Annotated in this window: 20 protein-coding genes, 1 tRNA gene and 1 pseudogene; 11 read left to right on the forward strand and 11 right to left on the reverse strand. The window is 73.1% G+C overall.

All coding sequences use genetic code 11. The features are described from left to right. The first annotated feature begins 130 nt into the window (after positions 1-130). From ACFOX0_RS16500 to ACFOX0_RS16510, 3 genes are all read left to right on the forward strand, one after another. Positions 131-1,021, forward strand: a complete 891-nt coding sequence (locus tag ACFOX0_RS16500; protein ID WP_377546526.1) for an MOSC domain-containing protein — start codon at positions 131-133, stop codon at positions 1,019-1,021. Between the two features lie 175 nt (positions 1,022-1,196). Further along, a complete protein-coding gene (locus ACFOX0_RS16505; RefSeq protein WP_377546528.1) occupies positions 1,197-2,417 on the forward strand; it encodes a globin domain-containing protein in 1,221 nt (406 codons plus the stop codon). 108 nt (positions 2,418-2,525) lie between these two features. Then, positions 2,526-3,548, forward strand: a complete 1,023-nt coding sequence (locus ACFOX0_RS16510; RefSeq protein ID WP_377546530.1) for an expansin EXLX1 family cellulose-binding protein — start codon at positions 2,526-2,528, stop codon at positions 3,546-3,548. Between the two features lie 52 nt (positions 3,549-3,600). Here ACFOX0_RS16510 and ACFOX0_RS16515 read toward each other — a convergent pair whose 3' ends face one another. Genes ACFOX0_RS16515 through ACFOX0_RS16525 form a run of 3 tightly spaced genes read right to left on the reverse strand, consistent with a single transcriptional unit; the run spans position 3,601 to position 6,694 of the window. After that, positions 3,601-5,112 carry a tripartite tricarboxylate transporter permease gene (locus ACFOX0_RS16515; RefSeq protein WP_377546532.1) on the reverse strand — a complete coding sequence of 504 codons (1,512 nt, stop codon included), beginning with the start codon at positions 5,110-5,112 and terminating at the stop codon, positions 3,601-3,603. After that, positions 5,112-5,693: a tripartite tricarboxylate transporter TctB family protein gene (locus ACFOX0_RS16520; RefSeq protein WP_377546534.1), complete on the reverse strand. Its 582-nt coding sequence runs from the start codon at positions 5,691-5,693 to the stop codon at positions 5,112-5,114. Before ACFOX0_RS16520 ends, ACFOX0_RS16515 begins: the two co-directional genes overlap by 1 nt. Next, positions 5,690-6,694, reverse strand: a complete 1,005-nt coding sequence (locus ACFOX0_RS16525; protein ID WP_377546536.1) for a Bug family tripartite tricarboxylate transporter substrate binding protein — start codon at positions 6,692-6,694, stop codon at positions 5,690-5,692. Before ACFOX0_RS16525 ends, ACFOX0_RS16520 begins: the two co-directional genes overlap by 4 nt. A gap of 99 nt (positions 6,695-6,793) precedes the next feature. On the opposite strand from ACFOX0_RS16525, the gene ACFOX0_RS16530 reads away from it, so the two are divergent. Together ACFOX0_RS16530 and ACFOX0_RS16535 are read left to right on the forward strand one after the other, a co-directional pair. Further along, a complete protein-coding gene (locus tag ACFOX0_RS16530) occupies positions 6,794-8,425 on the forward strand; it encodes a sensor histidine kinase (protein ID WP_377546538.1) in 1,632 nt (543 codons plus the stop codon). Next, complete coding sequence (locus ACFOX0_RS16535; protein ID WP_377546540.1) at positions 8,422-9,096, forward strand: response regulator; 675 nt, start codon at positions 8,422-8,424, stop codon at positions 9,094-9,096. The genes ACFOX0_RS16530 and ACFOX0_RS16535 overlap by 4 nt, the downstream gene beginning before the upstream one ends. A 133-nt stretch (positions 9,097-9,229) precedes the next feature. Here the strand turns inward: ACFOX0_RS16535 and ACFOX0_RS16540 are convergent. The 4 genes from ACFOX0_RS16540 to ACFOX0_RS16555 all read right to left on the reverse strand — a co-directional run bounded on the left by ACFOX0_RS16540 (position 9,230) and on the right by ACFOX0_RS16555 (position 11,534). Next, a tRNA-Leu gene (locus ACFOX0_RS16540) sits at positions 9,230-9,314 on the reverse strand. Between the two features lie 36 nt (positions 9,315-9,350). Continuing rightward, positions 9,351-10,013 carry an HNH endonuclease signature motif containing protein gene (locus ACFOX0_RS16545; protein ID WP_377546542.1) on the reverse strand — a complete coding sequence of 221 codons (663 nt, stop codon included), beginning with the start codon at positions 10,011-10,013 and terminating at the stop codon, positions 9,351-9,353. A 59-nt stretch (positions 10,014-10,072) separates the two neighbouring features. Next, complete coding sequence (gene bcp / locus ACFOX0_RS16550; protein ID WP_377546544.1) at positions 10,073-10,549, reverse strand: thioredoxin-dependent thiol peroxidase; 477 nt, start codon at positions 10,547-10,549, stop codon at positions 10,073-10,075. A gap of 10 nt (positions 10,550-10,559) precedes the next feature. Continuing rightward, positions 10,560-11,534 carry an ArsR/SmtB family transcription factor gene (locus ACFOX0_RS16555; RefSeq protein WP_377546546.1) on the reverse strand — a complete coding sequence of 325 codons (975 nt, stop codon included), beginning with the start codon at positions 11,532-11,534 and terminating at the stop codon, positions 10,560-10,562. A gap of 74 nt (positions 11,535-11,608) precedes the next feature. On the opposite strand from ACFOX0_RS16555, the gene ACFOX0_RS16560 reads away from it, so the two are divergent. The 5 genes and pseudogenes from ACFOX0_RS16560 (at position 11,609) to ACFOX0_RS16580 (ending at position 15,900) form a co-directional block, all read left to right on the forward strand. Then, positions 11,609-12,949 carry an MFS transporter gene (locus tag ACFOX0_RS16560; RefSeq protein WP_377546549.1) on the forward strand — a complete coding sequence of 447 codons (1,341 nt, stop codon included), beginning with the start codon at positions 11,609-11,611 and terminating at the stop codon, positions 12,947-12,949. A gap of 147 nt (positions 12,950-13,096) precedes the next feature. After that, positions 13,097-13,810, forward strand: a pseudogene (locus ACFOX0_RS16565) (energy-coupling factor ABC transporter permease); the annotation flags it as partial. 95 nt (positions 13,811-13,905) lie between these two features. Beyond that, the gene (locus ACFOX0_RS16570; RefSeq protein ID WP_377546551.1) at positions 13,906-14,304 is read left to right on the forward strand and encodes a PDGLE domain-containing protein; all 399 of its coding nucleotides are present in this window, start codon (positions 13,906-13,908) and stop codon (positions 14,302-14,304) included. A 10-nt stretch (positions 14,305-14,314) separates the two neighbouring features. After that, positions 14,315-15,085 carry a cobalt ECF transporter T component CbiQ gene (gene cbiQ / locus ACFOX0_RS16575; RefSeq protein ID WP_377546554.1) on the forward strand — a complete coding sequence of 257 codons (771 nt, stop codon included), beginning with the start codon at positions 14,315-14,317 and terminating at the stop codon, positions 15,083-15,085. After that, positions 15,082-15,900, forward strand: a complete 819-nt coding sequence (locus ACFOX0_RS16580; protein WP_377546556.1) for an energy-coupling factor ABC transporter ATP-binding protein — start codon at positions 15,082-15,084, stop codon at positions 15,898-15,900. The genes cbiQ and ACFOX0_RS16580 overlap by 4 nt, the downstream gene beginning before the upstream one ends. Here the strand turns inward: ACFOX0_RS16580 and ACFOX0_RS16585 are convergent. The 4 genes from ACFOX0_RS16585 to ACFOX0_RS16600 form a co-directional block, all read right to left on the reverse strand. After that, the gene (locus ACFOX0_RS16585; RefSeq protein ID WP_377546558.1) at positions 15,819-16,979 is read right to left on the reverse strand and encodes a hypothetical protein; all 1,161 of its coding nucleotides are present in this window, start codon (positions 16,977-16,979) and stop codon (positions 15,819-15,821) included. The two genes, ACFOX0_RS16580 and ACFOX0_RS16585, sit on opposite strands and share 82 nt — an antisense overlap. Next, positions 16,976-17,692, reverse strand: a complete 717-nt coding sequence (locus ACFOX0_RS16590; RefSeq protein WP_377546561.1) for a DsbA family protein — start codon at positions 17,690-17,692, stop codon at positions 16,976-16,978. Before ACFOX0_RS16590 ends, ACFOX0_RS16585 begins: the two co-directional genes overlap by 4 nt. After that, complete coding sequence (locus ACFOX0_RS16595) at positions 17,689-18,255, reverse strand: MauE/DoxX family redox-associated membrane protein (RefSeq protein WP_377546564.1); 567 nt, start codon at positions 18,253-18,255, stop codon at positions 17,689-17,691. Before ACFOX0_RS16595 ends, ACFOX0_RS16590 begins: the two co-directional genes overlap by 4 nt. A gap of 83 nt (positions 18,256-18,338) precedes the next feature. Then, a complete protein-coding gene (locus ACFOX0_RS16600) occupies positions 18,339-18,929 on the reverse strand; it encodes a sigma-70 family RNA polymerase sigma factor (RefSeq protein ID WP_377546567.1) in 591 nt (196 codons plus the stop codon). A 160-nt stretch (positions 18,930-19,089) separates the two neighbouring features. Here ACFOX0_RS16600 and ACFOX0_RS16605 point away from each other — a divergent pair, with 160 nt between their 5' ends. Beyond that, positions 19,090-20,850 (forward strand): copper resistance CopC/CopD family protein, encoded by a 1,761-nt coding sequence (locus ACFOX0_RS16605; protein WP_377546569.1) that lies wholly within the window; start codon positions 19,090-19,092, stop codon positions 20,848-20,850. The last annotated feature ends 10 nt before the right edge of the window (positions 20,851-20,860 follow it).

Here is a 20,860-nt window from a genome sequence, read left to right on the forward strand (position 1 = left end):
GTTCATTCACAGTCAGACTCTATGCATGAAACCATTCAGTAGGCAACGGCGACGCGCCGAACCGCCCCGCCCGGCCGCGTGGGCCGGTCGGCCGAGGGAGCCGCCGACCGGATCGTGAAAAGCTGTCCCCATGCGACTCGCGTCGATCCACACGTACCCGGTCAAGAGCTCCCACGGCCAGGACCACGCCTGCCTGCAGGTCCTGCCCTGGGGCCTGGCCGGCGACCGGCGCTGGATGCTCGTCGACGACGCCGGGGTCGGCGTCACCCAGCGGGAGGTCGCCGCGATGGTCCAGCTGCGACCCGCGGTACGCACCGGCGGCCTGGTGCTGCGCGCGGCCGGCCGGCCCGACCTCGACGTGCCGGAACCGACCGGCGCCGCCCCGGTCGACGTACGGGTGTTCAACAACCGGCTTCGGGTGCCCGCCCTGCCGGCCGGCGCCGCCGCCGACCGCTGGCTCGCCGACCTGCTGGGCCGCGAGGTACGCCTGGTCTGGCTCGCCGAGCCCACCCGGCACCAGCCGCGCGACGACCGGCCCGACGCGGACGCCCGGCTCGACGCGGGTGACCGGGTCAGCTTCGCCGACGGCTACCCGCTGCTGCTGGCCAACTCGGCCTCGCTGGCCCAGCTCAACGACTGGCTGGCCGAATCCGGCAGCACCGAGGGGCCGCTGCCGATGACCCGGTTCCGACCCAACGTGGTGGTCGACGACGCGCCACCGTGGGCCGAGGACGACTGGACCGGTCGGCGGCTGCGGATCGGCTCGGCGGTCTTCCAGGTCGCCGACGGTTGCGACCGGTGCGTGGTCACCACCACCGACCAGGAGACCGGGGTGCGCGGCAAGCAGCCGCTGCGGATCCTGGCCGAGCGCCGCAAGTTCGGGCGGGACCTGCTCTTCGGCCAGAACCTCGTCCCGGTCGGCAGCGTCCGCGCGGTCGGCTCCGGCGCGGACGGCGTACCGGTCGACATCGACGACTTCGGCACCATCGGCGTCGGCGACCCGGTCGAACTGCTGCCCTGAAGCCCAACGACCGGGCAACACCGTCCGTTACGCCCGTCAACGCCGGCCGTGGGGTGATTGTCGCCACCGTCCAGGCGGGACTTTCGGCCCTGAATGCCCGGCCCGTCCCGCTGGTCTGATGGCGTTCGGCCCGCTCACCCGGGGGCCGAACGCCATCAGACCTTCGGAGGAACCCATGCTGTCGGCGTCGTCCGCGTCCGTCGTCACCGCCACCCTGCCGCTCGTGCGGGCGCACGGCGAGGAGGTGACCGGCACCTTCTACCGGCGCATGTTCGCCGCCCACCCGGACCTGCTCAACCTGTTCAACCGGGGCAACCAGGCCACCGGCGCGCAGCGGCAGGCGCTGGCCGGGTCCGTCGTCGCGTACGCCGAGCACCTCACCGGCGCCACCGACCTGCCGTGGAACGCGATCCTCGACCGGATCGCCCACAAGCACGCCTCGCTGGGCATCACCCCGGCCCGGTACACCGTCGTCGGCCACCACCTGCTCGCCGCCGTGGCCGAGGTGCTCGGCGACGCCGTGACGCCGCAGATCGCCGCGGCCTGGGAGGAGGTGTACTGGTTGATGGCCTGCGAGCTGGTCGCCCGCGAGGCACGGCTCTACCACGGCGCCGGAGTCGGTTCCGACGTCGACGTGTGGCGCGCCTGGCGGGTCACCGGCCGCACCGACGACACCGCGGACGTGGTCTCGTTCACCCTGGTCCCCGCCGACGGCGGTCCGGCACCGGACTTCACCCCGGGCCAGTACGCCTCCGTCGCCGTCGACCTCGGCCCGGACGACCGGCAGATCCGCCAGTACAGCCTCTCCGGTCGCCCCGGCCTCGGCGGTTGGCGGATCACCGTGAAGCGGATCCGGGCCACCGCCGACAGCCCGGCCGGCACCGTCTCCACGTACCTGCACGACACCGTCGCCGTCGGCGACACGCTGCGGCTCAGCCCACCGTTCGGCGAGGTGAGCGCCGTGCCCGGCGACGGACCACTGCTGCTGGTCAGCGCAGGCATCGGCGTCACCCCGGCGATGTCGGCGCTGGCCCACCTCGCCGCCACCGACCCGGACCGCCCGGTGGCGCTGGTGCACGCCGACCGCAGCGAATCGACCCACGCCCTGCGCGCCGAACTCGGCGGGCTGGTGAACGACCTGCGGGACGCCACCGTCGACCTCTGGTACGAGCGGGTGACCTCGGACCACGGGCTGCCCGGCGCCCGGGTCAAGGCCGGCCTGGTCGACCCCGACCACATCCCGCTCGTCCCCGGGGTCCGGGTGCACCTGTGCGGACCGCTGGAGTTCATGGCGGTGGTCCGGCGCGGCCTGCTCGCCCGTGGCGTACCGGGCGGGGACATCGCGTACGAGGTGTTCGGCCCGGGCATGCTGCGCCCGGACGCCGACCGTCGGTGAACCCGGCCGTCGGGGGACGCCCGCCGGCGCACGCCCGGAACCGGTCCGTCTTAGGTTTGTCTTAGATGCGTTGTCCGGTTGCCACCCGGTCCGGAAGCATGCACCGGTGTGACCGACACCGGGTATCCCGCCTGGGGCGACACCGGCGGAACGCCACCGCAGGCCGACGACCCCCGGCCGCCGCGTGTCGACCGGCGGACGGCCGACCGGCGCCGGATGGGACGCTGGCTGCTGGCCAGCGGCGCCACCACGGCCGCCGCCGTCGTCGTCGGCGTGGCGCTGACCGCCCAGTTCGGCGCGGCGTCGGCCTGCGCCGCACCGGCCCGGCTGGCCGCCGCACCGCCGACGGGGACCAGCACGCACACCGGCAAGGCCACCTACTACGACTCGCAGGGCAACGGCGGCAACTGCTCGCTGCCCACCGCCCCGGCCGACCACCGCTACGTCGCCCTCGGCCCGAGCGAGTACTCGGCCGGCGCGGCCTGCGGCGGTTACCTCGACGTGACCGGCCCGAAGGGCACCGTCCGGGTGCTGATCATGGACAAGTGCCCGGAGTGCGCGCCCGGCCACCTCGACCTGTCCAAGGAGGCGTTCGCCGCGATCGGCAACCCCACCCAGGGCATCATCCCGATCACCTACCGGGCGGTGGTCGACCCGCCGACCGGGCCGCTCACCTTCCGGATGAAGGAGGGCTCGTCGCAGTGGTGGTTCGCCGTCCAGGTCGGCAGCCACGGCAACCCGCTCCGGTCGGTCGAGGCCCGGCCTGCCGGCGGCGGGAGCTGGCGCTCCGCCGCCCGGCAGGACTACAACTACTGGCTCGTCGACAACGGCCTCGGTCCCGGCCCGTACGCGATCCGGGTCACCGACGTGTACGGCCACCAGGTCGTCGCCACCGGCATCCGGATGACACCCGGCCAGGTGCAACGCTCCACGGTCACCATGTACGGCGCGGCGGCCCGCCGGGCGGAGCCCACCCGTACCACCGCCCGGGCGACCCCGGTCGCGACCGCGTCCCCCACCGCGGCCGTGACCCCGTCGAGCACCCCGGCCGCCGCGGACCCGGCGGTGGCGGACCAGGCCGCGCCGCTCGCGGCCGCCGCCCCGGTCCCGACCCCGGCCCGCTGCGGCTGACCCGGCGCCCCGATCGGGCGGGGCGCCGGGTCAGCTCGACCGGTGGCCGGGCTCACGCCCCGGCCGCCACCCGCCGGTCGAGGATCGGCCGGACCACGAACCGGCTCAGCAGCGGCCACCCCAGCACCACCACCACGGCCGCGTAGATCAGGTACGACACCGGCCCGCCCAGCAGGCCGGACAGCTCCCCGCCGGACAACTGCAACGCCCGCCGGCCCTGCAACTCGGCCCGCGGCCCGAGGATCACCCCCACGATCAGCGGCAGCACCGGCAGCCCGAACCGGCGCATCCCGAAGCCCAACAGGCCCAGGGTCAGCAGCAGGAACAGGTCGAACGGCTGCGCGTTGACCGCGTACGCGCCCATCGAGGCGAAGAACACGATCCCCGCGTACAGGTACGGGCGGGGGATGCGCAGCAGCTTCGCCCAGGCCGGCGCGAGCGGCAGGTTCAGCACCAGCAGCAGCAGGTTGCCGACGAACAGGCTGGCGATCAGCGTCCACACCAGGCCCGACTCGCGCTGGAACAGCAGCGGGCCGGGCTGGATGCCGTACCCCTGGAAGGCGGCCAGCATCACCGCGGCGGTGGCGTTGGTGGGCAGGCCGATCGCCAGCATCGGCACCAGCGTGCCCGCCGCGGAGGCGTTGTTCGCCGCCTCCGGTCCGGCGACCCCCTCGATGGCGCCCCGGCCGAACTCCTCCGGATGCTTCGACAGCTTCTTCTCCGTCGCGTACGACAGGAAGGTCGGGATCTCCGCCCCGCCGGCCGGCAGCGCCCCGAACGGGAACCCGTACGCCGTCCCGCGCAGCCACGGCTTCCACGACCGCCGCCAGTCCCGGCGATCCATCCACGGCCGCCCGACCGGGACCACCTGCACCGGCTTGCGACGCAGGTGCGCGGCGATCCACAGCGCCTCACCCATGGCGAAGATGCCCACCGCCACCACGACCACGTCGATGCCGTCGGCCAACTGCGGCAGGCCGAGGGTGAGCCGCTGCTGGCCGCTCACCGAGTCGATCCCGATCAACCCGATCACCAGGCCGATCAGCAGCGAGGCGAAACCACGGATCCGGGACGCGCCGAGCACCGCGGTCACCGCCACGAACGCCAGCAGCATCAACGCGAAGTAGTCCGGCGCGCCGAGACTGATGGCGAACGCCACCACCACCGGGGTCACCAGCACCAGCAGCAGGGTGGCGATGGTGCCGGCCACGAAGGAACCGATCGCGGCGGTGGCCAGGGCCTGCGCGGCCCGGCCCGCCTTCGCCATCTTGTGCCCCTCGATCGCCGTCACCACCGACGACGACTCGCCGGGGGTGTTCAGCAGGATCGAGGTGGTCGACCCGCCGTACATGCCGCCGTAGAAGATGCCGGCGAACATGATGAACGCCTGGGTGGGCTCCATCCCGTAGGTGACCGGCAGCAGCAGCGCCACCGTCATCGCCGGGCCGATCCCCGGCAGCACCCCGACCGCCGTGCCGATGGTCACCCCGAGCAGCGACACCAGCAGGTTCATCGGGGTGACGACGCTGGCGAAACCGTCGAGCAGGTTGGCGAGATTGTCCATCAGAGGATTCCTTGCAGGATGCCGGCGGGCAGGTTGACCCCGAGCCCGATCGCGAACGTGTAGAAGGTGATCAGCGACAGGGCCACCGCGATGAGCAGGTTCCGGACGTAATGCCGGTTGCCGAGGGCGAACGCCGAACCCCAGAACAGCAGCGTCCCGCTGATCACCCAACCGAGCGGTTCGATCAGCACCGCGTTCAGCACGAACGCGGCGATCAGCAGCAGCACCGTGCGCCAGTCGATCCGGCTGGTCAGGTCGACGTCCTCGCCGGCCTCCGGCTCGCCGGTGCCACCCCGGGCCACGTCGACCGCGTAACAGACCGCGAGCACCAGCAGCAGCACGCCGAGCAGGATCGGCACCGGTCGTGGCCCGATCGAGTCGGCGCTGCTGATGCTGTGCCCGGTCCGGGCCGCGTCGACAAGCGTCAACACCCCGACCACGGCGAGGAACGCGCACACGCCGTACTGCGCCCGGTCCGGACCCCGCGCCGGCCCGATCTCCGGCTCCGGCTCCGGTACCGCGGCGGCCGGGCCGGCGAGCGCGCCGACCCGGTCACCGCTCCCGGTCGACGACCCGGTCACGCCAGCCCGAGCTGCTTGAGCAGATCCGCCACCGACTTGTCCTGGTCGGTGAGGAATGTCGCGAACTGGTCACCGGTGACGAACGCGTCGGTCCAACCCCGCTTCGTCAGCTCGGCCTTCCACTCGTCCGAGTCGTGCATCTTGGTGAGCGCGTCCACCCAGACCTTCCGGTCCGCGTCGCTGATCCCCGGCGGCGCCACGATGCCCCGCCAGTTGGTGAAGACCAGGTCGATCCCGGAACCCTTCAGCGTCGGCACGTCCTTCAACGCCCCGATCGGCTGCTCGCTGGTCACCGCCAGCACCCGGATCTGACCGGCCTCCACCTGGTCCAGGAACTCGCCGAAGCCGCTGGCAGCGAAGGCCACCTTGCCGCCCAGCACCGCCGGCAGCAGCTCACCCCCGCCGTCGTACGAGACGAAGTTGACCTGCTTCGGATCGATCCCGACGGCCTTCGCGAGCTGCATCGGCAGCAGGTGGTCCGGGCCGCCGGGCGACGACCCGCCGCCGACCGTCACCGACTTCGGGTTGGCCTTCCAGGCCGCGACCAGGTCGGCGATCGACTTGTACGGCGAGTTCTTCGGCACCACGATCGCGCCGGCTTCCTCGATCAACTTCGCCAGCGGGGTGGTCTGGGTCAGCGTCGCGGCCGACTTCGACGTGTACGAGGCACCGACCACGCCCAGGCCCATCTGCATGGCCAGCTTGCCGTTGCCCTTCTCGTTCACCACCCGCTGCAGGCCGACCGTGCCGCCCGCACCCGGCAGGTTGAACACCTGCACCCCGGTGGCGATCTTCGCGTCCTCCATCACCTTCGCGGCAGTCCGGGCCGTGGTGTCGTACCCGCCGCCGGGCGTGTTCGGCACCATGATCCGCAGTCCGGTGGCGGGCTTGCCGTCACCGGCCGCCCCCGCGTCGTCCTTCTTCGCGGTCGCACCACACCCGCCGGCCGCGAGAACCGCGACAGCCAGGCCCGCCACCAGGGCGGTTCTCCGAGTTGCCATCTTGTTTCACTTTCATTTCGCAGGAGTTCGGCGGCATGATGATGGCCCCCCGGCGGGCACCGAGTCTGCCTTCTGTCAGCAGCGGAAATTGAGGTCTTTGTGGTCACGATCACCGGCCGCCGACGCACGCTGGCCAGCCAGCTGCTGGTGCTGCAGCTGGCGATCATCGTCGTGGTGCTGGTCGCCGTCGCCGCGGTGTCCCTGGCCCAGTCGGCCGCCACGTTCGACCGGGTCGAGAGCCGCCGGGTCGCCGCCCTCGGTGAACAACTCGCCGTCCACCCGCTGCTGCGCGACCGGCTCGGCCGCCCCGCGCCGGCCGAGGCCGTCGCACCGCTGCTGCAGACCGTGCTCACCCAGGCCGGCGTCACCACCGTGACCGTCGCCGACGCCCGCGGCCAGGTGGTCAGCTCCACCGACCCCACCCTGATCGGGTCACCCGTCGTCTTCGGCGACCCGGCCGTGGCCCGGGGCCGTAGCTGGGTCGGCGAACTGGACGTCAACGGATCCCGGGAACTGGTCGCCCAGGTGCCGGTGCTCGGCGACCGGGCCGGCAACCTCGGCCGCTACCTCGGCGCCGTGATCATCGGCGAGGCCGCGCCCACCTGGTCCGAACGCCTGGTCGGCGCCTCCTCGTACCTGATCGGCTACCTCGGCCTGGCCAGCGCCCTCGGGGTGGTCGGCTCCTGGCTGCTCGCCCGGCGGATCAAACGGCAGACCCTCGGCCTGGAACCCCGCGAGATCGCCGGCCTGGCCGAACACCGCGAGGCGCTGCTGCACGGCATCGCCGAGGGCGTCATCGCCCTCGACCCGCAGCTGCGGGTCACCCTGGTCAACGAGGTCGGCCGGCGGCTGCTCGACCTGCCCACCCACTGCCTCGGCCGCAGCCTCGCCGACCTCGGCGTCGAGGGTCGGCTCCGGGACGTGCTGGCCGGCGCCGGCGGCGACCCGGACTCCCGCGACGACGTCGTCGTCCGCCGGGGCAAGGTGCTGGTGATGAACCGGATGACGGTCACCAAGGACGGCCGCCGGCTCGGCTCGGTCACCACCCTGCGGGACCGCACCGAACTGGCCCGGCTGGAACGCGAGATCGGCTCCTTCCGCAGCACCACCGAACTGCTCCGGGCCCAGGCCCACGAGTTCGCCAACCAACTGCACACCATCTCCGGCCTGATCCAGATCGGCGAGCACGACGAGGTGGTCCGCTACGTCGACGCGCTCAGCCGGCACCGCGCCTCGCTCGACCTCACCGTCACCAGCCGGATCCACGACACCGCCGTCGCCGCCCTGCTGATGGCCAAGTCCGCCCAGGCCGCCGAACGCCGGGTCGAACTGCGCGTCTCCGAACGCACCGGGCTGGACCGGCTCGACCCGGAGGCCTCCGCCGACGTGGCGACCGTCCTGGGTAACCTCGTCGACAACGCCCTGGAGGCGGTCACCGCCCCGGTCGGCGACGCCGCCGGCTGGGTCGAGGTGGAGCTGCGTCAGGACACCTCCAGCGTGGAGATCGCGGTCCGCGACTGCGGGCCCGGGGTGGCGCCCGAACTCGCCCAGGAGGTCTTCGCGCACGGCTTCACCACCAAGGCCGCCCGGGGTGGCGAACGCGGCATCGGCCTGGCCCTGACCCGGCTGGTCTGCAAGCGCCGCGGCGGCGAGATCGCCGTGACCAACACCGACGAGGGCGCCATGTTCACCGCCCGGATGTCGATCACCACCCCGGCGGCCGTCGCATGATCGACGTACTGGTGGTCGACGACGACTTCATGGTGGCCCGGATCCACCGCGGCTTCGTCGAACGCGTCGACGGGTTCCGGGTGGTCGGTGCCGCCAGCACCGGCGAGGAGGCGCTCGCCGCCGTCGACCGACTCCGCCCCGACCTGGTGCTGCTCGACCTCTACCTGCCCGACATGTTCGGCCTCGACGTGGTGACCCGGATGCGGGCCGCCGGCCACGACTGCGACATCCTGGTCATCAGCGCCGCCCGGGAAGCCGACGCCGTCCGCCGCGCGGTCCGCTACGGCGCGGTCAACTACCTGCTCAAGCCGTTCGGCTTCGACGAACTGCGGACCCGACTGGAGCAGTACGCCAACCGGCGCGACACGCTGCGCGCCACCGTGGTCAGCGACCAGGCCGACGTCGACCGGGTGCTGTCCCGGGTCCGTAACCCGCCGGGCGCCGCCGCCCTGCCCCGCGGCCTCAGCCCGGAATCCGCCGAACTGGTCGAGCACGCGCTCCGGGACGCCGCCGGCACCCTCTCGGCGGCCGAGTGCGCGGGCCGGGTCGGCATGTCCCGGGTCAGCGCCCGCCGCTACCTGGAACACTTCGCCGACACCGGCCGCGCCGAGGTCACCCTCAAGTACGGCGCCGCCGGCCGCCCCGAACGCCGCTACTGCTGGCGCGGCTGACCGGGGCTAACGGACGGGGATCACCGCGACGGGGTATTGCTCGTATCGTTTCGGCTCGGCGGTGACCAGGGGCCGACCCATCGGCCATTCGGCATCGGGACGGCGCGCGTCGAACCTGTGCCCTTGGGGCATTTGGTGCGGAAGAGGGGACTTGAACCCCTACGCCCGAAGGCACGGGAATCTAAATCCCGCGCGTCTGCCGATTCCGCCACTTCCGCTGGCCCCATGAGTCTAGAGCGTGCGAAGCACGAGGCTCAGAGCCGCTCCCGAGAATTCGCGGACTGCCGGGCCTGGGCTCCACATTCGACCTCGGATCGGAACCGATAGAGGCGGACCCGCCACGGCCACCGCACGGCCGGACGCTTCGCCGTACTCGGCAGGCGCCTGCCGAGTGGGATGCCGGTCGGCGTTGTCGCCTCGTCGTCATAGATCACATCCGGTACGAGGCTGGCCGCACGGCGACTGCCCGCGTAGGTCGCAGTCTGGCTGTGACAGTTGGGGCACAGGAACCTGAGGTTGCGCGGTCGGTTGTCCAGGAAGTCGCCGTTGATGTGATCGACGTGCAGGGTCAGTGAGGCGCCCTGCCAGGTCGAACCGACGCCGCACCGCTCGCACTGCTCAGGCAAGCCGATCAGTCGAAGGGCACGTTTGAGTCGGTGGCCCGGCGTTCGCCGGGAACCCGGCGGCAGCTTGATCAACAGTTGCGGTGGAGTGAGGCGAGGGCCCGGTCTTCCGCGGTTGTGGGCGTTGCCGGTGAAGTGCGACGTGTCGATGCCGAGATGCCGCAACCGCCGACTGATGTGTGCGTGTGAGCCGCCGCTGATCCGTACGCCGAGGAGGCGCATCACCTCTGTCACGCTGTGGGCCTGGGCTGCGGCCTCCGCGAGCATCTCGGGTGTGTACTTGTATCTGACCACGCACGCACCGTAGCGTCCGGCTACGACATTTCTCGTGGCCGGACGCCGCCGCCGCGGCCTCAGTCCAGGCCCAGGTCCTTGCGGAGCTTCGCGACGTGGCCGGTGGCCTTGACGTTGTACAGCGCCTTCTCGATCCGCCCCTGCTCGTCGATGACGAACGTCGAGCGGATCACCCCGGTCACCGTCTTGCCGTAGAGCTGCTTCTCGCCGTACGCGCCGTACGCGGTGAGCACCGTCTTGTCCTCGTCCGACACCAGCGGGAAGGTGATCGCGTCGTGCTCCCGGAACTTCGCGAGCTTGGCCGGCTTGTCGGGGGAGATGCCGACCACCTCGTAGCCGGCGGCCTGGAGTGAGGCGAGCGAGTCGCGGAAGTCGCACGCCTGCTTGGTGCAGCCGGGGGTCATCGCGGCCGGGTAGGCGTACAGGATGACCTTGCGGCCGCGGAGGCCGGCGAGCGAGACCTTGTCGCCGGTGTCGGTGGGCAGGTCGAAGGCCGGTGCGGCGTCGCCGGGCGCGAGGCGGTTGGGCGCGGTCATGTCGGAAACCCTACCGCTCGGCACCGACGAGCAGCGCCTCCGCCGCGGCGGTACGGGCGTAGAGCAGGTACCGGCCGGTCCGGTATCCGGTGACCAGTCCGGCGTCGCGCAGCGCGGTGAGGTGCTGGGAGACGGTGCCGGCGGTCAGGTCGCAGCGCCCGGCCAGTTCGGTGGTGGACGCCGGTACGGCCAGTTCGTGCAGCAGGGTGGCCCGGGTCCGGCCGAGCACCCGCCCCAACGCCGCGTCGGCCGGTCGGTTCGGGCGTTCCCACAGGGTGCCGACCGCGCCGGCCGGGTAGCGCAGCACGGGCTGCCCGTACGTGCCGAGGTTGGTGAAGATCCGTGGGCCACCGAAGACGGTGGGGACCAGCAGCAGTCCCGAGCCGTCGAGTCGCACGGTGCCGGACGTGCTGAACAGGTCGACCCGCAGCGTGTCGTCGACCAGCCGGACGTACGGGTTGAGCTGGTTGAGCAGGCCGTGTACGCCGTCGCCGGCCATCCGCCGGGCGCCGATCAGCACCTCCCGGTCCAGCAGGGTGGACATCCGCGGCCAGTACGGCGCGACGGCGGCGTCGAAGTAGACCCGGATGGCGTCGGCGAGCCGGGCGAGTCCGGCGGGCGGGTCGGCGTACAGGTCGGCGAGCCCGGCCGGGCGCGGTCCGGGCCGCTGGTCGAGGTCGGCGCGGACCAGGTCGGGCGGGGTGGTGACCAGGGCGGCGAGTTCCAGCTCCAGGGTGGGGCGGCTGGTGGCCGGTGGCGGGCAGACGAAGCTCGGGATCACCCGGGCCGGCACCGGGATCAGGTCGCCGAACGGCCGCCAGTCCACCTCGGCCAGCCGGGGTCCGGCCCGGTCGGCCCAGGGCAGGTGCTGCGGGAACCGTCGCGGGTTGTTGATCACCCGCACGCTGGCGACGGCCTCCCACAGGGGTGAGACGGCGAACCGGACGTTGGCCAGATCCCGGACGCCCAGACCGACCCGCAGCACCGGCGTACCTCCCGTGGATTCGGCGAGGGTCAAATTTATCGCCGTCGGTCCGGTCGGTCGGCAGCCTGACCGGCATGACGATCACCACTCCGCCCGCGCGGGCGCCGGGTCCGACCAGGGCCGCCGGCTGGCCGCGTCCGTTCCGATTCCTGTACGCCGCGAGCCTGCTGGACGGCCTCGGGTACCAGGTCAGTTTCCTGTCGGTCCCGGTGCTCGCGGTGGCCGTGCTGGACGCCGGCCCCGGTCAGGTGGGCCTGTTGGGCATGTTGAGCACCGTCGCCTTCCTGCTGATCGGGTTGCCGGCCGGAGTCTGGGTGGACCGGCTGCCCCGGCGTACCGTGCTGCTGGTCGCAGAGCTGGGCCGGGCGGCGTTGTTCGCCTCGGTGCCGCTGGCCTGGTGGGCCGGCGCGCTGACCGTCGGCCAGATGTACGTGGTGGTGGCACTGGTCGGGGTCGGCACGGTCTTCGCGGACGTGGCGGCGCAGAGCTACCTGCCGGAGCTGGTCGGCTGGGACCGGCTGATCGGGGCGAACGCGGTGCTGGTCAGCACGGGTGGCGTCCTGCAGATCGCCGGCCGGGGGTTCGGCGGGCTGCTCGTCCAGGCGGTCGGCGCGCCGGTGGCGGTGGCGCTCAACGCGGTCACGTACCTGCTGTCGGCGGGCCTGATCGCCCGGCTGTGTCCGAACCCGGCCGCCGCGCCGGTGCCGGGCGGCGTCCCGGCGTCGGCAGCGGTGGGTGCGTCGGGTCGGCCCGGGACCGTCGCGCCGGTGCCGGACCGGTCCCGGCGGGTGGGCGGTGGCTTCGGCCGGCAGCTCGCCGAAGGGCTGCGGCACGTGTTGGGCAATCCGTTGCTGCGGCCCTTGGTGCTGTCGAACACCCTCACCAACCTGACCATGCAGCTGATGACGGTGATGCTGCCGGTGGTGTTCCTGCGGGATCTCGGTCTGGGCGCGGGGGTGCTCGGCGCGTTCCTCGGCTGCGGCGGGGTGGGCGCGCTGCTCGGTTCGCTCGTCGCCCGGCCGCTCGCGGCCCGGATCGGGTACGGCCGGGCGTTGTGGCTGCCCGGGTTGCTGGTGGCCCCGACGGCCGCGCTGGTGCCGTTGGTGGACGGCGGGCCGCGGCTGTGGTTGGCCGGGTTCGGGTGGCTGGCGTTGGCCTGGCGGACCGGGATCGGCAACGTGGTCGGGGTCAGTTTCCGGCAGCGGGCCACCCCGGACGCGTTGCTCGGCCGGATGAACGCGACGTTCCGGTTCCTGCTCACCGGCGCCCTGGCGGTGGGGGCGGGGCTGGCCGGCCTGCTCGGCGCGTACGGGAGCGTCCGTACCTCGCTCTGGTTGGGTGCCGCCGGTGCGGCGTCGAGCTGGCTGCCGGTCTTCTGCTCCCGCCTGCGCTCCCGTCGCGAGTTGCCCGACTGACCGACGGCTCGTCCGTTCCGTCGGTCACAAGATCGACGGTGCGTCTCGCGTCCTGCCGGTGGTTGTTGCAAGATGTTGGCAACAAGGATTCGGTCCCAATAGGCTGAGGCGTCGGTGCGGACGGCCCGGCCGGGCAGGGGAGGTCGCGTGAAGACGCTCGCGATGCATATCTCGAACGGGATCATCAACGGTCCGGTCGCCGCGTTGTACGCGGCCTTCGCGCTGGCGGTGCTCGCGCTCTGCGTCCTGCGTGGCCGGCGCGACCTCGACGACCGGCTGGCGCCGATGGCCGGGCTGGTCGCCGCGTTCATCTTCGCCGTACAGATGATCAACTTTCCGATCTTCACCGGTGCCGTCAGTGGTCACCTGCTCGGCGGCGCGCTCGCCGCGATGCTGGTCGGGCCGTGGGTGGGCGCGCTCTGCGTGGCCGTGGTGCTGGTCGTGCAGTCGCTGGTCTTCGGCGACGGCGGGGTCGCGATGCTCGGCCTCAACATCAGCAACATGGCGATCATCGGCACCGCCGCGGCGTACCTGTTGATCGCGCTGCTGCTGCGGGTGCTGCCGCGGACCCGGACCGGCCTGGCGGTGACCGCCTTCGTGGCCTCGGTGGTCAGCGTGCTGGCCGCCTCGCAGGGCTTCATCCTGCAGTACTGGTTGGGCGGCACCACCGACCTCGGCGGCGGCCTGGCCGGGCTGGCCGGCACGATGGCCGGCGTGCACCTGCTGATCGGCATCGGCGAGGGCCTGATCACCGCGACCACCGTGGTCACCGTCGCGAAGGTCCGCCCCGACCTGGTCTACGCCCTGCGCGGCCTGCGCCGGACCGCGCCGGAAGCGTCGCCGCCGGGCGCGTCGGGGTCCGGCACCTCGCCGGTACGCCCGCAGCCCGCGCCCCCGCAGCAGCCGGTCACCGGCACCGGTCCGGCCGCGTCGACGACGGCCGCGGGAGGTGCCCGGTGACCCGGCGGTGGGGGTTCCTGGTCGGCGGCCTGCTGGTCGCGCTGCTGCTGGCCGGGGTGGTGAGCAACTTCGCCTCGCCGCACCCGGACGGGCTGGACTCGTCGCTGCGCCAGGGCTGCACGGTCGACGCCGAGGATCACGTCACCGGTGGCAGTTGCCCCGCCCAGCGGGCCAGGGACCACGAACTCGGCGGGCCGCTGGCCGACTACGGCATCAAGGGGATCGACAACCCGTACCTGTCCACCGGGCTGTCCGGGGTGATCGGCGTCCTGCTGACCTTCGCCATCGGCGGCGGCGTCTTCTGGCTGGTCCGCCGGCGCGGCCCGGCCACCCCGGACGAGGCGCCGGCGGTCGCGGGCGAGGCGCCGGCGGTGGACGACCGCCGGGCGGGCTAGGCCGGCCGGGATGGGTGCCGGACACGCCCACCTGCTGTACCGGGAGCACGCCTCGCCGGTGCACCGGCTGGCGCCGGAGGTCAAGATCATTGCCATGGTGGCCTTCACGATCGCGGTGGTGGCCACCCCACGGCACGCCTTCTGGGCGTTCGCCGGGTACGCGGCACTGGTCGTCGCGGTGGCGGCGGCGGCCCGGATCGGGCCGCGCTGGCTGCTCACCCGCTCGGCGATCGAGGTGCCGTTCGTGCTGTTCGCGGTGGCGCTGCCGGTCATCGGCACCGGTGCGCGGGTCGACGTACTCGGCCTCAGCCTCTCCGTCGACGGCCTCTACGGCGGCTGGAACATCCTGGCCAAGGGCACCCTCGGGGTGCTCGCGTCGCTGCTGCTGGCCGGTACCACCACGATGCGGGACCTGATCCTCGGCCTGGACCGGCTGCGCTGCCCGCAGATCCTCACCCAGATCGCCACCTTCATGCTGCGCTACCTCGACGTGCTGGTCGGCGAGGCCCGCCGGATGCGGGTGGCCCGGATCTCGCGGGGCGACGACCCGCGTTTCCTCTGGCAGTTGCGCGGCTTCGCGGCCGGCGTCGGCGCGCTCTTCCTGCGCGCGTTCGAGCGCGGCGAGCGGGTCTACCTGGCGATGGTGTCCCGCGGCTACCAGGGCCGGATGCCGGCCGTCTGGACCGACGCCGACGCCGCCACCGCCGGCCAGTGGGCGGCGGCGGCCACCGTCCCGGTCACCGCCGCCGCGATCGCCACCGCCGCCCTGCTGATGTCATGATCGGGTACGTGCAACCGGCTCCCCCCTCGCTCGACGTGCGCGGCGTGCGTTTCGCCTACCCGGACGGTCACGTCGCCCTGCAACAGGTCGACCTGACCGTGCCGAAGGGGGACCGGGTGGCCCTGCTCGGCCCGAACGGCGCCGGCAAGACGACCCTGGTGCTGCACCTCAACGGGATCCTCACCGCGGCCGCCGGCACGGTCACCGTCGGCGGGCTGACCGTGGACTCGGACCGGGCCACGCTGGCCGAGATCCGCCGCCGGGTCGGCATCGTCTTCCAGGACCCGGACGACCAGTTGTTCCTGCCCACCGTCGCCGAGGACGTCGCCTTCGGGCCCGCCAACCTGGGCCTGCGCGGTCCCGAACTGGCGGCCCGGGTGGACGAGGCGCTCACCGCCGTGGGCATGCTGGAGCACCGCGACCGGGCGCCGCACCACCTGTCGTTCGGCCAGCGTCGCCGGGTGGCGGTGGCCACCGTGCTGGCCATGCACCCGGAGATCCTGGTGCTGGATGAGCCGTCGTCCAACCTGGACCCGGCCGCCCGCCGGGAACTGGCCACGATCCTGCGCGGCCTGCCGGTGACCCTGCTCATGGTCACCCACGACCTGCCGTACGCGCTGGAACTGTGCGAACGTTCGGTGATCCTGGACGGCGGCCGGATCGTGGCCGACGGGACCACGCCCGACCTGCTCGCTGACGCGGACCTGTTGGCCCGGCACCGGCTGGAGCTGCCCTACGGCTTCGACCCGGCGGTGGCCGCCGCCCGCCTCGCCGCCACCCCCGACCGGAGTGCGCCGGCACGACCGGCGGCGTGAAGCCGGAGGGCGCGGCCGGCGGCCGTTCCGGCGCCGACGGCGATCACCAGGGCGACCAGCGTCCGAGCCGCCGACCCCGGCCACGGCACCGGCGCCACCGATCGGGTGAACACCCCAGCGTTGAGCACGCCGCCGAACACGGCCAGACAGGTCCCGGCCATGGCCAGGGCGAAGTCGGCGGTCGAGCCCCGGGCCGGGGCGTGGCCGGCGGTGGTCGGGCGTCGGGCCAGGGCGTGGCCGGCGGCGGCCAGCGCGGCCAGGCCGGACAGGGTGGTCCAGAGCTGCCCGCCGAACAGGCCGCCCAGGACGGTGCCCACCCCGCCGGTCGGTCCGTCGAGCTGTCGCCCCACGGCGAGGGCGACCGCACCCAGACCGGCCAGGCCGACCAGGACCGCCGGGGCCGCGACGAGCAGCGGGCCCCGGGTGGGCAGGAGGCTCAACCCGGCCACGGCCAGCGCGCCGAGCAGGGCGTACGCCCACCAGGCCGCCGGGTCGGGCGGGGGCAGCCAGTCGAGGATGCCGCGCAGTTCGACGACGGTCGTACCGTCCCGCAGCGGCACCACCCAGTCGCGGATCCGGTGCGGCCGGTCGGGGGCGGCGCGTACCTGGTCGGGGGCCGTTTCCTCGGTCCAGTGGGTGCGCCGGTCGTGCCAGCGGGCCACCGGTTCGGTGCCGATGCGCCGCCACCGCGGCGGCAGTGCCGGGTCGGCGGTGGTGGGCACGGCGGTGTCGCCGTCCAGGGTCTGGTTCAGGTACGTCGCGGGGGAGTGCACGTTCTCGTACACCCCGTCGGGGCGGATCTCCAGGTAGGGCTCGCCCCGGTAGCCGAGCACCTCGACGGTGCGGCCGGTGCGGTTGGTCAGCTCCAGCCGGGCGCCGGACTCGACGGTCCGGGCGGTCAGGCCCGGGACGGCCGGGGCGGGCCCGATCACCCCGGTGCGGTAGTCGGTGCCGTCCGGCGCGTCCGACGCGTGCGCCCACGCCGGCGCGGCCACCCCCAGGACGGCGATGGTCGCGGTGGCCAGCAGCAACCCGAGCCGACCGACCAGGTGCCGTCCCGCGTAGGCCGGCCAGGTCACTTACCGGCCGCCTGCACCGCCGCGGTGATCGCCTCCGGGGTCGGCCGGTCCAGTTGCTTGCCGTTGACCAGCACCGTCGGCGTGCCGGTGATGTTCGCCTTGCTGGCCGCCTCGGTCACGTGGTCGGTCCACGGCTTGTAGGTCTGGTCGCGGACGCAGGAGGCGAAGTCGTTGCCGGTCAGGCCGGCGCCGGCGCCGATGCCGACCAGTTGGTCGTTGGGCAGCCCGGCGCCGCCCTCGGCCGGCTGCTGCTCGAACAGCGCCTTCGCGTACGCCCGGTAGTCGCCGAACTGGGCGGCGCAGGCGGACGCGGCGGACGAGCGGGTGGAGTACTCGGTGCTGGAGGCCCGGTTGAGGTAGGCGACCGGGTGGTAGACGACCCTGACCTTGTTCTGCGCGACGAGCTGGTCGACGGTGGCGCCGGAGGTCTGCTCGAACTGCTTGCAGATCGGGCAGAGGAAGTCCTCGTAGATGTCGATCGTCACCGGGCCGGAGCCGACCACGATCCCGGTGGCGCCGTCGTTGGCGCCGCGCGGGGCGGCGAAGCTGGTGGTCCGCTGGTTGGCCCAGACCCCCCAACCGATCAGGCCCGCGATGATCAGTACGGCCAGCGCGGCGATCGAGATGAACATGGTCCGCCGGCGCCGCCGTTCCCGGGCGAGTTGCTCGCGGACCACCCGGGCCGAGCGTTTCTGCTCCTTGCGACTACTCATCGCCGTCCACTTCCCTCTTCGTCTTCCGCCCGGATGTCGTCTCCGGCGCGGATGTCGTCGTCCCCGCGCGGGTCGTCGGCCAGCCAGCCGTCCACCGAGACGGCGCTGCGCGGCCGGACCAGCAGGAACCCGGCCAGGGCCAGGAAGCCCAGGTCGCGCAGCAGTTCCAGGCCGTAGGTGGGTTGTTCTCCGGCGCCGAGCTGGCCGCCGCTGCCGAAGCAGCCGCAGTCGATGGCCAGGCCGCGGGCCCAGGCCGAGGCGATCCCGGCGATGAACACCAGCAGCAGCGCGGCGGACACCCCGGCGGTGAGCCGGGTGGCCAGCCCGACCAGCAGGAGCAGGCCCAGCGCGATCTCCACGAACGGCAGCGCCGCGCCGATCACCGTCGCCACCTCGTACGGGAACAGCCGGTACGCGTTCACCGCCCGGCCGGAGGCGGCCAGGTCACCGACCTTGGAACCGCCGGCGACCAGCCACACCGCGGCCAGGCCGAGTCGGACCACGGTGCCGAGCCACGGTCCGACGGTCGACCAACCTGAGTTTCGCCCGATGGTAGGAGCCACGTCCCTTAGTCGCCTCTTTCCATCCCGAGGTTCCCGGTGTTCCCCGCACGTTCCAGGTGTTCCCTCCAGCGGCTCCGCCGTGGTCAGCTCGCCAGCGCGTCGCCGACCGCGTCGACCAGGTCCGCGCGGGCGCGGGCCACCCGGGACCGGATGGTCCCCACCGGTACGCCCGCGACCTGCGCCGCCTCGGCGTAGGGCAGGCCCATCACCTGGGTCAGCACGAACGCCTCCCGCCGCTGCGGGGGCAGCCGGCGCAGCAGGTCGGCGGTGCCGAGGTGACCGGCCGGGTCCGGGTGGGCCTGGTCGGCGTACGCGTCGGCGGCCAGCCGGGTGTCCAGTCGGCGCCGGCGGACCAGCGCGCGCAGGTGGTCGGCGCAGGCCCGCCGGGTGATGCCGAGCAGCCAGGTACGACCGCTCGACCGGCCCTGGAACGAGGGTAGCGCCCGAAATGCCCGCAAGTACGTGTCCTGGGTCAGATCGTCCGCACTATCCGCATCGACCAGCGCGGCGGCGAACCGCCGGACGTCGGTCTGGGTGAGCCGGACGAACTGCGCCTGGGCCGCCGGATCGCCGTCCCGGGCCGCCAACGCCCAGTACGTGGACGGATCGACGTCGGCGGGTACCGCGTCGTCAGGACGTGCCCCGTCGGGCAGGTCACGCTGGCCGGCACTCACGTAACCGAGAGTACGCGCGCCCGCTGAGCACCGGGCGGGCCGAAGGACCCTTGATGGCATCGCACACTGCCGGGAACTTTTCGGCACCGCCCGCCGACTACTCGCTCATGACCGCCCGCCCCTCGGTCCGACTCGCGGACCATCCGGACGATCGGCGACCATGTCGACCATGACTGCTGCGAATCGTCGATGGCTCGCCCGCGCCGCGGCCGGTTTCGGCCTGCTGCTGGCCGCCCTCGGGATGCTGCTCGGCCCGGCCGGCCCGGCCAGCGCGCACGCCGTACTGGTCGGCAGCACCCCGGCGAACGGGTCGGTGCTGCCCAGCGCGCCCACCGAGGTGGTGCTGATCTTCAGCGAGTCGGTGAACCAGGTGCCCGACAAGATCCGGGTGCTCGGCCCGGACGGTTCGCGGGTCGACCGGGGACAGCCGAAGTTCAGCGGGACCACGGTCACCATCGCGGTGGACGGTTCCGCGCCCCAGGGCACCTTCCTGGTCAGCTACCGGGTGATCTCGGCGGACAGTCATCCGGTGGCCGGTGGCCTGACGTACTCGGTCGGCGCGCCGTCGACCCCGCCGACGGACGACGCGAACGCCACCCGGGTCGACGCGACCGTCTCGGCCGCCGTCTCGGTGGCCAAATACCTCGGGTACGCGGGCCTGGTGCTGCTGATCGGCCCGGTGCTGGTGCTCAGCCTGCTCTGGCCCCGCCGGTTGCCCCGGCGGGGCCCGGCCCGACTGGTCTGGACCGGACTCGGCCTGGTCACCGTCGCCACCGTGGCCGGGCTCTGGCTGCAGATGCCCTACACCAACGGCGGCGGGCTGTTCGACGTGACCGGGTCGGAGTTGCAGGACGTGCTGGCCAGCACGTTCGGCGCGGTGCACCTGGTCCGGCTGGGCGTCCTGCTGGCCGCCGCGATCCTGCTGCGTCCGCTGCTCGAGGGTCGGGCCGGGCGCAGTGACAACATCCTGCTGGCCGTGCTGCTGGCGGCCGGGTTGGCCACCTGGCCGCTGGCCGGGCACGCCGCGGCGGCGGCGGTGCCGGCGGTGTCCGTCGTGGTGGACGTGGTGCACCTGGCCGCCATGGCGGTCTGGCTGGGTGGGCTGGTCATGCTCGTCGGCTTCCTGCTCCGGCAGACCGACGAACGGGAGCTGGGCGCGATCCTGCCGATCTGGTCCCGCTGGGCGGCGACCGCGGTGTCCGCGCTGGTGCTCGCCGGTACCGTGCAGGGCCTGCTGGAGATCGGTACCCCGAAGGCGCTGCTGGACACCACCTACGGCCGGCTGCTGCTGGCCAAGATCGGCCTGCTGGCGGTGGCGCTGGTGGCCGCCGCCTACGCCCGGCAACTCGTCCGCCGCCGGGTCGCGGCCGACGCCGCAGCCCTGTCCGGGCATGGGCCGTCGACCGACGAGCCGGCGGCGGACCTGCCGACCGAGGAGCCGACGGCGGAGGCAGCCGGGGTGGCCGGCAGGCGCTGGCTGCGCCGGTCGGTCTGGGTCGAGCTGACCGTTACGGCCGTGATCCTCGCGGTGTCCGCGACGCTGGTGCAGACCACGCCGGCCCGGACCGCCGTCGCGAACTCCGCCACCGGTGGCCGGCAGGGCCCCTTCACCGCCTCCGCGACCAGCTCGCTCTACCGGCTGGAGGTGCAGATCGACCCGGCCCAGGTGGGCAACAACACGATCCACCTGTACGCGTACACGCCGGACAACCAGCCGCAGCGGGTCGTGGAGTGGAAGGCCACCGCGGCGCTGCCGGACAAGGGCGTGGAACCGGTCGACATCCCCCTACTGCCGCTGGTCGACTACCACGCCACCGGGGAGATCAGCCTGCCCACGGCGGGCCAGTGGCAGCTCAAGTTCACCCTCCGCACGTCCGACATCGACCAGGCGACGGTGACCACCACCGTCCCGATCAAGTAGGAGAAACACG

Source organism: Micromonospora zhanjiangensis, from assembly GCF_042650605.1.
GTDB lineage: Bacteria > Actinomycetota > Actinomycetes > Mycobacteriales > Micromonosporaceae > Micromonospora_J > Micromonospora_J zhanjiangensis.